At 48.7% G+C, this 12573-nt stretch carries 11 protein-coding genes; 4 read left to right on the top strand and 7 right to left on the bottom strand.

From position 1 onward, the window contains the following. Positions 1-29 precede the first annotated feature (29 nt). Positions 30-1382: an adenylosuccinate lyase gene (purB, locus tag C8E01_RS20990; RefSeq protein ID WP_116545421.1), complete on the bottom strand. Its 1353-nt coding sequence runs from the start codon at positions 1380-1382 to the stop codon at positions 30-32. A gap of 377 nt (positions 1383-1759) precedes the next feature. Here purB and C8E01_RS20995 point away from each other — a divergent pair, with 377 nt between their 5' ends. Together C8E01_RS20995 and C8E01_RS21000 are read left to right on the top strand one after the other, a co-directional pair. After that, positions 1760-3733: a transglycosylase domain-containing protein gene (locus tag C8E01_RS20995; RefSeq protein WP_165820709.1), complete on the top strand. Its 1974-nt coding sequence runs from the start codon at positions 1760-1762 to the stop codon at positions 3731-3733. A 185-nt stretch (positions 3734-3918) separates the two neighbouring features. Beyond that, positions 3919-4917, top strand: coding sequence for a bile acid:sodium symporter family protein (locus C8E01_RS21000; protein WP_207774932.1), 999 nt, complete (start codon positions 3919-3921; stop codon positions 4915-4917). A gap of 72 nt (positions 4918-4989) precedes the next feature. Here C8E01_RS21000 and C8E01_RS21005 read toward each other — a convergent pair whose 3' ends face one another. From C8E01_RS21005 to hemG, 6 genes are all read right to left on the bottom strand, one after another. Continuing rightward, entirely contained in the window at positions 4990-5313 is a 324-nt protein-coding gene (locus C8E01_RS21005) for a DUF3817 domain-containing protein (RefSeq protein WP_116545422.1), read from the bottom strand. 165 nt (positions 5314-5478) lie between these two features. Continuing rightward, the gene (locus C8E01_RS21010) at positions 5479-6342 is read right to left on the bottom strand and encodes a hypothetical protein (RefSeq protein WP_116545423.1); all 864 of its coding nucleotides are present in this window, start codon (positions 6340-6342) and stop codon (positions 5479-5481) included. A gap of 325 nt (positions 6343-6667) precedes the next feature. After that, positions 6668-7780 carry a bifunctional 3-deoxy-7-phosphoheptulonate synthase/chorismate mutase type II gene (locus C8E01_RS21015; RefSeq protein WP_243409755.1) on the bottom strand — a complete coding sequence of 371 codons (1113 nt, stop codon included), beginning with the start codon at positions 7778-7780 and terminating at the stop codon, positions 6668-6670. A gap of 263 nt (positions 7781-8043) precedes the next feature. Then, the gene (locus C8E01_RS21025; protein ID WP_116545425.1) at positions 8044-8994 is read right to left on the bottom strand and encodes a TerC family protein; all 951 of its coding nucleotides are present in this window, start codon (positions 8992-8994) and stop codon (positions 8044-8046) included. Positions 8995-9144: 150 nt separating this feature from the next. Then, positions 9145-9879: a polyprenol monophosphomannose synthase gene (locus tag C8E01_RS21030; RefSeq protein ID WP_116545426.1), complete on the bottom strand. Its 735-nt coding sequence runs from the start codon at positions 9877-9879 to the stop codon at positions 9145-9147. Between the two features lie 16 nt (positions 9880-9895). Beyond that, positions 9896-11242: a protoporphyrinogen oxidase gene (hemG, locus tag C8E01_RS21035; RefSeq protein ID WP_116545427.1), complete on the bottom strand. Its 1347-nt coding sequence runs from the start codon at positions 11240-11242 to the stop codon at positions 9896-9898. Positions 11243-11357: 115 nt separating this feature from the next. Between hemG and C8E01_RS21040 the strand changes: the two genes are divergently transcribed. Both C8E01_RS21040 and C8E01_RS21790 read left to right on the top strand, forming a co-directional pair. Then, positions 11358-11879: a D-glycero-alpha-D-manno-heptose-1,7-bisphosphate 7-phosphatase gene (locus C8E01_RS21040; RefSeq protein ID WP_116545428.1), complete on the top strand. Its 522-nt coding sequence runs from the start codon at positions 11358-11360 to the stop codon at positions 11877-11879. Positions 11880-12211: 332 nt separating this feature from the next. After that, positions 12212-12505: a hypothetical protein gene (locus C8E01_RS21790; RefSeq protein ID WP_165820710.1), complete on the top strand. Its 294-nt coding sequence runs from the start codon at positions 12212-12214 to the stop codon at positions 12503-12505. Positions 12506-12573: the final 68 nt, after the last annotated feature.

A 12573-nucleotide genomic window follows, 5' to 3' on the forward strand; every position in this document is an offset into this window, starting at 1 on the left:
GGGCTTTATTTATGTAGAGCTGCTATACCTTAGAGTAATTGCACACCCGTGTAGGTATAGGGACTTATCTTCTTCAGTTCAGCTTTGATGGCATCGCTCACCTGCAGAGTGTCGATGAAGTTGGAAATGGTCTGTTCCGTGATCTTCTCATTTTTGCGGGTCAGGTCTTTCAGCGCTTCGTAAGGCTGCGGATAGCCTTCGCGACGGAGCACGGTCTGTATACCTTCTGCCACCACAGCCCAGTTCTCTTCCAGGTGGTGGCGCAGGGCAGCCTCGTTCAGTTCCAGTTTGCCAATGCCACGCTCCAACGATTTTAGGGCAATCACCACATGCGCCAACGGCACGCCAATGTTGCGCAGCACCGTGGAGTCAGTAAGGTCTCGTTGCAGGCGGGAGATCGGTAATTTAGCCGACAGATGCTCGAGCACGGCGTTCGCTATACCCAGGTTGCCTTCAGCGTTCTCAAAATCGATGGGGTTTACTTTGTGCGGCATGGCCGAAGAACCAACTTCTCCTGCTTTGATCTTCTGCTTGAAATAACCCATTGACACATATTGCCAAATGTCGCGCGAAAAGTCGAGCAGGATCGTGTTGAGGCGTTTGATGCCGTCGAAGTAAGCAGCCAGGTTGTCGTAGTGTTCAATCTGGGTGGTATATTGGCTGCGACGCAGGCCCAGTGCTTCCTGCACAAAGCGGTTGCCGAATTCCGGCCAGTTCACATCCGGGTACGCCACGTGGTGGGCGTTAAAGTTACCAGTCGCACCGCCAAACTTAGCCGAGAAAGGCACCTGGCGTACTTGGTCCATCTGCGCTTCGAGTCGCTCCGCAAACACCATGATCTCTTTGCCCAGGCGGGTAGGAGAAGCTGGCTGTCCGTGGGTATGGGCGAGCATTGGGATGTCTTTCCACCGATGCGCTAGCTCTACCAATGTCTGGTGCAGCTGCTGATAAAGCGGCATCAGCACACGTTCATCGGCTTCGCGCAGTGACAATGGTATAGATGTGTTGTTCACGTCTTGCGAGGTCAGGCCGAAGTGGATGAACTCTTTGTACTGGCTCAATCCGAGCGTATCGAATTTCTCTTTGATAAAATACTCTACGGCCTTCACATCATGGTTCGTTGTCTTTTCCGTTTCCTTGATGTGCAGGGCGTCTGCTTCGGAAAACTGCTCGTAAATCGCCCGCAACTCCTGAAACTGATAGGGCGGCACGCCAGCCAGCTGTGGCAAGGGCAGTTCGCACAGGGCTATAAAATATTCCACTTCTACCAGCACACGGTAGCGGATCAGTCCGAATTCAGAAAAGTAGGCTGCTAACTCTGTTGTGTTGCGGCGATAGCGGCCATCTACCGGGGAAATGGCCGTAAGTGATGTCAGATTCATGCAAAGAGAATGTTTCGTTGGTCAAAGATAAGCTTAAAGCCATCGCGCGCCAAATGAGCAAGGCGCTATTTAGCAACTAATAAGCTCCAGCCAAGACCCAAATGGCCCAATCAACCTCAAAAAGAACGTAAGTGTTACCGAGACTGTTAATTTGTTGTAAAAGATTGTAAATGAAATGATTGGCTTTATTCTTGCAAGTGGCAGTGCGGTGAATTGTTTATCTGTACATCTAAATCCGGCGGAGGTCGTATGCGGGTTAGATAACACAAACCATACGGCATTACGTATGCGTGAGGAAGTGCTATATTATATAGGCACTATATTTTGATACTTAATCTAATTAGCGTAATTCGCATCTTGATATTTTGAACCAGCGATTGAAAAAACGAATACTGATAGGGGCCGGTGTTGTGCTTGGCCTTTTCCTGATCCTTCTTGTTTCCCTGTTTGCATTTAGGAGTAGCCTGCTAAGCTATACCGTGAATCGTGTAGTGGAGAAAGTGGAGGGCCGCTACCCGGTTGATTTAAACATTGGGAATGCCGCGTTTAATGGCCTCACCTCGGTGGTGCTAAGCGACATAACCCTTACACCTCACGGACAGCCACAGCTGTTCAAAACAGACAGTGTACATGCCACAGTGGGTTTTCGCTCTCTGTTTAAAGGGCGCATCGTACTGCGCGAGCTCGATGTAGCTAACAGTTACCTGACCGCTATCAAAGACGGGGACCGCAACAACTTTTCGTTTCTGTTCAGAAAAGACAGCACGCAGCCTGCTGACACTACTGCCAAGAGTGGCCGAAATTATGGCGAACTACTCAACCGCGTACTCGAAACGGCTTTCGATAACGTACCCGATCAGGTGGATTTCAGTAACCTGAACGTTTCCTATACCTCACCTAACCGTGTGATCGACATCCGGATGCCCTTCCTGACGATTGAGGACGGAAATATAGAGTCGGAAGTGGCCATTCGCACAGACTCACTCACGAACAACATGTTTGTGAAGGGCACCATCGACCCGCGCGACTACAATATCAAAGCAAGCTTCTATACCTCTGATACGTCAGGCATCAGACTGCCTTATGTCCAGGAGAAATTCAGCGGAACGGTGGCCTTTGACACCCTGCACCTGGGTATGAACGAAAAGCGCTTTCGCCGCGACATGCTGACCGTGAAAGGCAGCGCGATGGTGAATAATCTGGTCGTCAACCATGAAAAACTGGCCGATGAGGACATATACTTGCGAGAGGGTGCTGTAGACTATGTGGTTTCGCTTGGGAAGAACCTGTTTGTGGTGGATAGCCTGACAGAGGTGCGTGTGAATAAGGCCCGCGCCAATGTATACGCAGCCTATAACAATGCTAACTCCAAGATCATAGACCTGAAAGTGCGCACGGAAGAGCTGCCAGCCAATGACTTTTTTGAATCGCTGCCAACCGGCCTCTTCGAAACGCTGGAAGGTATACAGGCAGAAGGCAAGCTGCAGTACAAAATGAAATTCCACGTTGATTTGGACAGTGTGGAGCGTGTGGTATTTGACTCTGACCTGGATGCCTCGGATGATTTCAAGGTTGTGAAATGGGGCAAAGCCAACCTCGACAAGCTGAAGGGGCCGTTCATGCACACCATGTACGAGTACGGCAAACCGATCCGTACCTTTATGGTGGGGCCGTCTAACCCATTCTACGCACCGATCAATCAGATTTCGCCATACCTACGAAATGCCGTACTGACGGCAGAAGATGCTGGCTTTTATAGCCACAAAGGTTTCCACGAAGAAGCTTTCCGGCAGGCCATTGCCACCAATATCAAAAACAGGGAGTTTGTGCGCGGCGGCAGTACCATCTCGATGCAGCTGGTTAAGAATGTGTTCCTGACACGTAAGAAAACCGTGTCTCGCAAAGTAGAGGAAGCCATTATTGTGTGGCTGATCGAGAACGAGGAGATCATTTCGAAGCACCGTATGTTTGAGATATATCTCAACATCATTGAGTGGGGGCCGGACGTGTACGGTGCCAAAGATGCTTCGCGGTTTTATTTCGGTAAGCAGCCGTCCGAGCTTAACCTGGCAGAGTCCATCTTCCTGACCAGTATTATCCCGAGTCCGAAGCGCTACCGTTCTTCTTTTGATAGTTACGGTAACCTCCGCAGTTGGAAGTCAGGGTACTATCGCCTGATCGGGGGCATCATGGCCCGGCGTGGGCTTATTTCGCAGGCCGAGTACGATAACCTGCAACCGAACGTGCGGCTTTACGGGCGTGCCCGCGACCTGATTGTGACGGCGCCCGATGCAGACTATGAAGATACGACTGAGTTTGAACTGGAAACCATTGATATGCTGGGCTTTTAAGTCCTGACTATACCTGGAACAACGGCCGGCGCTTGTAATTGCGCCGGCCGTTGTTTTGTTTTGGGGCTGGCTATACCTGGTCTTCTCAATTAACTAAGCAAAATATACCTGTGAGCACACCCCAGACGCCCCTGCCCGACGATCCTAACCGCCAAGTGAGCAAGCCTCGCTTCAGCGTTCGAAGCGTGCAGGAACTGCTCGTTCGTGCCGGGTTTGACTGGTTCCTATTGGCGCTGATCGGCATGATCGTGCTGGCCTGGCTTTGGCCGGAAGGAGGTATAGACAGAGAGCCTGTCTCGCTGGGTGATGTGGCTGGTGTCGGAGTTTCACTGATCTTCTTCTTTTACGGACTGCGCCTAAGTCCCGAAAAGCTTCGGGCTGGCTTGGGCAGTTGGCGACTTCACCTGGTGGTGCAGGCATCCACTTTTCTGCTCTTCCCGCTACTGATCATACCTCTGCAGGGCTTTTTTGAAGGCACTCCGTATGAACTGCTTTGGCTCGGGACTTTCTATCTGGCAGCTTTGCCCTCTACAGTATCTTCATCGGTAGTGATGGTGTCGATAGCGGGGGGCAATATACCGGCGGCTATTTTCAATGCCAGTATTTCGAGTTTGGTGGGCGTGTTTATCACACCGCTCTGGATGGGGCTATACCTGACGGCTGGCTCCGGCGACTTCGACATGGGGCAGGTCATGGGCAAACTGGTGCTGCAGGTGTTGTTGCCGGTTACCCTGGGCATCGTGCTCCATCGCTACTGGGGTGGCTTTGCAGAGCGCAACCGCAAGCAGCTGCGCTTATCCGATCAGGTTATTATTCTACTGATTGTCTATACCTCTTTCTGCGAGTCTTTTGCCCGCGACATGTTTAGTGGGTATGGCATCGGCAACCTGCTGCTGCTCGGTTTGGCCATGATCGGCTTGTTCTTTTTAGTGTACGGCATCGTTTATGTAATTAGCCGCTCAATGGGTTTCAGCCCAGCCGATAGAATTACTGCCATCTTCTGTGGTTCTAAAAAGTCGCTGGTACACGGCACGGTCATGGCGAAGGTGCTTTTCCCTGACGCCGATATGGTGGGATTGATGCTCTTGCCTATTATGATTTACCACGCCTTGCAGCTCCTGGCCTCCAGCGCAATTGCGCAATCCATCGCCCGTCGGTCAGGCTTGTCTGTAGCAAATGAGTAAGGCATGAAAAAAGGGCTGTCCTAAGTGGACAGCCCTTTTTGATACTATTGGCTAAATAGTTGAGGGTTGTTGTTATGCAGCCTGCTTGACAGGCTTTTCTTTTCTGTTTTCCTCTTCTTTCAGTAGTTTCTTATCCAAAATGAACGGTCCGAACGGCAGGAGCGATGCGATTACGGCAGCAGCTACTTTCTTGATAGACCAGTTATGCGTCAGCGTCACTTCCAGTACCGACATCATATACAGCACAAACAGCACGCCGTGTGCCCAGCCTGTATACTTCACAGCCTCAGGTATGCCGGCCATATACTTCAGCGGCATGGCAATGCCGAGTAGGAGCAGGTAAGAGATACCTTCGTAAATACCGATCGTGCGAAGTCTTGAAATAGGGGTTCTCATATGGTAATGCTTTTGTTCTGCTGCAATTTAGCACTTAACAGCCGAGTAACCCTAATCGTGCCATTGGAATGCAAAAAGTTACGACAGACACCAGGTATAGCTGCCAGGGAAAAGCAAACAGGCTACCTTTGGGGCAGCCTGTTGTGTAAGTTCAATAATTTAATTCTAATTCATTGGGGTATAGTAGATTTTAGGAAAAGTATATAACAAGTCATCGGCTGAAGCATTCCAATCACCAGTGATTTCTGTATTACCATTCAGTACTTGTTCAAATTTAACTGCGAAAGTGTGAGTGCCTTTTGAGATAAAATCCTTTTCCCAATTAATGATGTGATTCCCATTGCCTTTATCGCCGCCAGTCTTAGTTATATTTCCATTTGATGTGACATTATAGGCATTGGAAGTTAGGCCACCTTGTATTTTGAACTTACTATAAGTGTCACAAGTAATAAGTGTGTAAGTAACTGTGATCTCATATTTGTTATTACCAAGAGGAGTAGCACTAGTTACTGCAGCAGTTAAACCCTCAGTACATTGTGTATTAACAAATTCAACAGAGCCAATATCTTCACTTGTTTTAAACCCACTTCCCATAGTCACATAATGAGCTCTGAACTGATAAATACCTACTTCATTTGAACTGAATTCATAAGTAAATGGTCCCTTAGCTGTTTCCATATTGAATACTTCTAAGTTTAACCAGATAATTTTGCCCTCAGCATCGTACCCATTTGGCTTTTGAATTCTTAATTCTCCACTTGTTGGTCTTGCTGCAAATGTGGCTTCAATTATGGTAGATGAACCTATTTCAACTTCTTCAGGAGAAAAAGTTAATGTAAGCCCTGTCTCGATCGGTGGTTGTCCCTGACCCCCACTGTTATTGTTAGGATTACCGTTCTTGGTAGATACTCCTTTCGCCGCATCAATCGATGATGCATTCATTCCTACTTCATCAAGCTCCTTTGTACAGCTTGTGAAAGTTCCGGCTAGCATAAGTAGCGCTGTGGTGAAAATGTACAGTTTCTTCATTTTGATTTTTATAAAGGGTTAGTATTTGTATATATGTATATAGTAATGTTAAAGCTTTAATCTGTGTTATTGTAAAATTGCTTCATTAAATTTTAATATTCAAATATATTTATAAAAATGTTTTTAAATAAAAGGCATATATTCATAGTATTGCTTGCCAAAATAGGATGGAAAATATGAGAGTATACTATGCTGAAGTACTTGATAAATGGCTTGATTGAATAGGAATTGGTAAGTTGATTCCTAGTAATTGTACATAAAAAAGCAGCCTGACAGATCTCAATTATGAGACTATCAGGCTGCTTTTCTACCGTCAGATATCAGACTATGAACTCAGGCCATAGTTGTAGAGGTGGGTGCGGGCGTATTGCGAGCGTACTTCCTGGAAAATGGTCTTCACAAAGGCCTGGTCTATACCTGCGGTGCTGGCCTGGTGCAGGAGGTTTTCCAATACTAGGTCCCAACGCACCGGATCCGGCGTCTCGACGCTCTTTTCAACTGGTTTGCTGTAATCGCCAAGCTGTGCTGTGACCTTGGTGCGGCGCGACAAGAGGGTAAGCAACTCGTCATCGAGGTACTCTATTTCCTTGCGCAGCTTTTCCAGCTGAGCGTTTTGCTTCAGCTTTTCGGCCGGTGTGTGCTGCTTTTTCAATGCCTCTAGGAGCATGTGCAACTCTTGCGGCATGATCTGCTGCTGGGCATCACTCAAAGCGGCGGCTGGGTTGTGGTGTGACTCTACCATCAGTCCATTGTACCCCAGGTCGAGGGCGCGTTGGCTCACCGGGCGCAGCAAACTTCGGCGACCCGCTATGTGGCTGGCATCGCAGTACATGGCCAGGTCAGGCACCTGTCGCCGTAGCTCCAAAGCATGCTCCCACTTCGGGTGGTTGCGGTAAGGGGCGCTGTCCAGAGTCGAGAAGCCACGGTGCATGGCGCCCAGGTCTATTACGCCACTGTTGTGCAAACGCTCCAAAGCACCCAGCCACAAGGCCAGATCAGGGTTAACCGGGTTCTTCACGAGTACAGCCACCTGCACACCTTTCAGGGCATCGGCTATTTCCTGCACCAGAAAAGGGTTTACGGTGGTGTGGGCTCCTATCAGCAAAATGTCCACGCCATGTTGCAAGGCTTGCGCAGTCTGATTGGCATTCGCGACTTCACAGGCGGTGCGCAGTCCGGTTTCCTGTTTCACCGTGCGCAACCACTCCAGCCCAACGGTACCTACTCCCTGGAAGCTTCCTGGACGGGTGCGTGGTTTCCAGATGCCCGCTCTGAACACCGATACTCCTTTTACCTTTTTCAGGCCAAGGGCGGTTTGCAACATTTGCTGTTCACTCTCAGCGCTGCACGGACCTGCAATTACCATCGGGCGCTTGCTGCTTACCAACTGGCTCTGCTCTCCTGCTAATTTCATGCTGCTGTGTGTTGCTGTACTCATGGGTATGTGTAATTTAGAATATGCCTTAAAACAAAAAAGCCCCGCTTGTGGCGGGGCTCCTGTGGTACCTGTGTATGTTGATGTTTTACCTAACGCACAAAGTTCTACCAGGGAGCCCCGTTGGAGGCACCAGCTTAGAATTTGTAAAAATGGAGGCGTTAGCGAAAATCATTTCTTCTCAATTATTATGCAATTGAAAGTATTTAAATCAATAAAAGCAAATATAGGGGTGGAATTTTAGTTAAAAATTTCTAAAAACTGCTCTAAGGTATGGTTACATCGGGCGGTGGCGGTAACTCGTTTTCTTTCTTAGGGAATAGAAGCGAGGCCACAACAGATACTGTCAGAATAGAGCCCACCACCAGCAGGGCGTAGCGCATATCCATATGGTAAATGTCGCTTAGGAGCAGCTTGGCACCGATAAATACCAGGATCAGTGATAGGCCATAGTGCAGGTAATGGAACAACTGCATAATGCCAGCCAGAGCAAAGTAAAGCGCCCGTAGGCCCAGCAGGGCGAATACGTTGGAGGTATAGACAATAAACGGATCTTTCGAGATAGCCAGAATGGCAGGTATAGAATCGGCGGCGAATACCACGTCCGTACTCTCCACCATGATCAGTACTAAGAAAAGAGGCGTAGCATAGATCTTGCCGTCTATCCTGGTAAAGAATTTGCCACCCACAGCCGTTTTGGTGAAACGCAGTTTCTGGCTCACCCACACAATTAAAGGGTTCTGCTCGGGGTGAAGCTCATCATCACTTTTGGTAAAGGCCATTTTGATGCCCGTGTATACCAGGAAAGCCCCTAATATGTAGATGATGAAGTGGAACTTGGCGATAAGCGCCACACCAACCAGTATAAAGATGCCACGCAGCACCAAAGCTCCCATGATGCCCCAGAACAGAATTTTGTGCTGGTACTGGAGCGGTACTTTAAAGAAGTTGAAGATCAGGATAAAGACAAACAGGTTGTCGACGCTCAGCGATTTCTCGATCAGGTAGGCCGTCAGGAACTCCAGTGCAGGAGCGGGGCCTTTCCAATAGTAGATCACCGCATTGAAAATTAGCGACAAGGCCACCCAGAAGGCGCTCCACAGCAAGGCTTCTTTAATCTTGACTTCGTGCTCTTTGCGGTGGAACACAAAGAGGTCGAGGACCAGCAGCAACAGGATAAAAGCGTTGAAGATGACCCAAAAAAGAATGGTATCCATAGGCTAACGAAACGTGACAGGTATAGACATGCTCCATTTAATTGGAGCTATACCTAATCCGTAAAGTTAATTTATTTAGCGTGGGATATGCTGCTTTGTGACGAGAATAAATTTCTGAAACAGAGAAAGCCGGTCAGGTATAGCCAGTAACTAATAGCGGTCAAAATGCCGGAAAATACTGTTCACTTTCATGCGAATCACCCCAAGCACCGCTTCCTTAAATATACCCTTCGACATTTTGGACTGCCCTTTGGTGCGATCCGTGAAAATGATCGGCACTTCCTTGATCTTAAAGCCATACTTATAAGTGAGAAATTTCATCTCGATCTGGAAGGCGTAGCCCACAAAGCGGATCTTGTTCAGTTGGATGGTCTTGAGCACCTTGCGCCGGTAGCACACAAAACCAGCGGTGGTATCGGCAATGGGCATGCCGGTGATCAGGCGAACATACAGGCTGGCAAACCACGACATCAGCACGCGGCTCATGGGCCAGTTCACCACGTTTACACCCTGCACGTAGCGGCTGCCGATCGACATGTCGTACCCATCTTCGGCACAGGCCTGGTAGAGGCGCACCAGGTCGTCGGGGTTATGCGAGAAGTCGGCGTCCATCTCAAAAATGTATTCGTAGCCTTGGCGCAAGGCATACTTGAAGCCATGAATGTAGGCTGTGCCCAAACCCAGTTTGCCGGTGCGGGACTCCAGGTGAAGGCGGTCCATAAATTCCTGCTGCAAACTACGTACGATATCGGCCGTGCCATCAGGGGAGCTGTCGTCCACGATCAACAGATCAAAAGGGTGGGGGAGTGACATCACCTTCCTGACAATAGCCTCAATGTTTTCTTTTTCGTTGTAGGTCGGTACGATCACCAGCGAGTCATTCATACCGCAAATATAGTTATTAGGCTATTGAGCGGGAAACGGCGCGGGGATTAATTTTGGTGGCCATGGCTTTGGCTTCGCTTACACAGTCGGGCACCGAAACGCCGGCATACCAGTTTGCCGCTATATATAGGCCGTCCTGCTCCAACACCTCAGCCATGTGATGGGCATCTTCTATGTAAAGGTCAAACTGCGGCAGGGCGTGCTGCCACACATGCAGGTGCTGATACACTGGAGCCAGGGCTTTGATCTGGTAGGTTTTGCAGAGCTCCTGGTGCACTTGCTCAAGCAGGCTACGCTCTTCGAGTTGCGCGTGTTCGGCAAAGCGTGTGCCGCCAACATAGGAGGTTATCAAAACCTCGTGCGGACGGCAGCGGTTTTCAAACAGGGAGCTCGTCCAGATTGAACCCGACGTGAAAGACTGCTCCTGCCAGGGGTGCAGCGCCCCAAAGCCTTGCAGCGGATGCCCCACTTCGGCGCGGTTATACACAGTATGCACCACGGCCATGGGAGGGTAATTGATGTTCTGCAACGCCGCTGACATACCCGGATAGGTAAACTCGATCAGTTCGGCGGCCTGATGGGCAGGCAAGGCCAGCACCAGTTTGTCGTACTCCTCGTTGTCGTGGTCGCCGTTAGAGGCACAGCTGATGATGAACTTACCCTTGATGCGCGTAATAAACTCCACCTTATGGTTGAGATGTAGTGAAATCAGCTTGTCGGCAATAGCCTGTGGCAGCGTGGACATGCCATTGCGGAAAGAGAAGGCACGCTGAAACACCCCCCGCTTTTTTTTCTGTACCATGCCCTCCAGCACAGAGCCATATTCGGTTTCGAGTCCCTTGAGCTCCGGATGCGCCTTATTGACCAGCAACTGCCTGGGGTCGCCCCCGTAAAGGCCACTGATCATGGGCGCTGCCAGGTAGTCCATTTGCTTGACGCCGAAGCGGCGCTCAAAAAAATCAGCCACGGTTTCGTTTTCCACCTGGGCAGGCGGCTGTTTTCGTTCCTGCAGTATCCTGTACTTGTCTTCTTTCGAGAAAAGGCTGTTGGCCAGAAACGATTTGGGGCTGGAGGGCACCAGGTGCAGCTCGCCATCGTGCAGCACATATCTCTTGTTATTGCGCGGAGTTACTGGCTGTAGCTCGGTTTCTAGTTTAAGCTCAGTGATGAGCTGCAACAGCTCCTCATTCATTTGCAGGGTGTTAGGTCCCAGTTCGAAGGTATAGCCGTTTTTGCGCAAAGTTCGCATGTTGCCACCCACCTCACTGCCTGCCTCAAACAGATCGTAGGCTATGCCCTGTCGCTGCAGGTAATAGGCCAAAGACAAGCCCGAAATTCCCGCTCCAATTATCGCTACTCTCATATGCTGCTGTCTGTAAGCTGTTATTATTTATACCTGTATGCAGCAGTATTGCTGCCGGGGCATGCATATCCAACGTAATAATTCTAATTTTAGCGCCTGAACCTATAGACTAACAATGCTGCGAAAGTGCGTATTCCTGGACCGTGACGGTGTGCTCAACCGCGAACGAGGAGACTATACCTATACTTTGGAAGATTTTGAAGTGCTGCCGGGCGTGCCGGAGGCTTTGGCGCTTTTGAAGCAAAACGGCTATTTGCTGATTGTGGTTACAAATCAGGGCGGCATCGCTAAAGGGCTGTATACCAAGGCCGATGTATTGGCCTGCCACCAAAAATTGCAAAATGCTTGTAGTAATCTGATTGATGCGCTTTACTACGCCCCATCCCATCCGCATTACTCCGAGTCGCTCTCCCGCAAACCCGATAGCCTGATGCTGGAGCGTGCCATGGCGAGGTATAGCATAGATCCTGCCCAAAGTTGGATGGTAGGTGACTCCCACCGCGACCTGGAAGCTGCTGAGAAAGTAGGCGTGCGGAGTATTATCGTTGGTGACAAGTATGAACCCGGCAGCTATACCTGGCAGGTGAATGATTTGTGGGAGTCAGTGCAGGTGATTTTGGAGGAAGAAAAAAAGTAAGGCTAATATGTATATATAATTTCTTATATTTAACATACGAGGAGTTACGCTTAGCTGACAGAAGTCTGATTGGAAGTGTATGTTCACGCTTTCGAGGTAGTTGAGTTAAATAGAAATCAATGAAGATTAAGCCAAGTACAAAGAATATTAGTATTGCTCTGACTATAGCAATACTCTTAGCTTACAAGTTGTTGATGGCTTCACAGGACTTTCCTAGCTCCTTTATGAATGGACTTCAAAGAACTCTTATTTTTATTGGGTCCATCATACTAATTCTAAATTTAACTTACAGATTAAAATACAAGAGTGCGCTCGTGCTAGGTTATATAGCTTTGACAATTGCTTTGAGTTATCTGGAATTGTGGAAAACTGCAACTAGGAATTATCTGGAAGAGAAGGACAAGTTCTTCTCAGCAATTGTGACAACAATACATAACGATACAGGCAATCTATCTTTAGGCCTGTATCAGGATTCAATTGCATACAGAAGGGGAACAAGCAGGCAAGTCATTCCCCTTAACTCTGATATCTTTCAACGCTCTCTAATTTCCCTCAGTAAAAACACTGGAGTAAGAGAAATTGAAAAAGATAAATTCATTAGAGGCTGTTTTGATTTGAATGAATAAAAAAGCAGGTGCCGGTTGTTTGAGTAAGAAAAGTTAGCAGACTTATGACTTACCCAAGTAGTTTAACC

The organism is Pontibacter virosus (assembly GCF_003096355.1).
Classification (GTDB): domain Bacteria; phylum Bacteroidota; class Bacteroidia; order Cytophagales; family Hymenobacteraceae; genus Pontibacter; species Pontibacter virosus.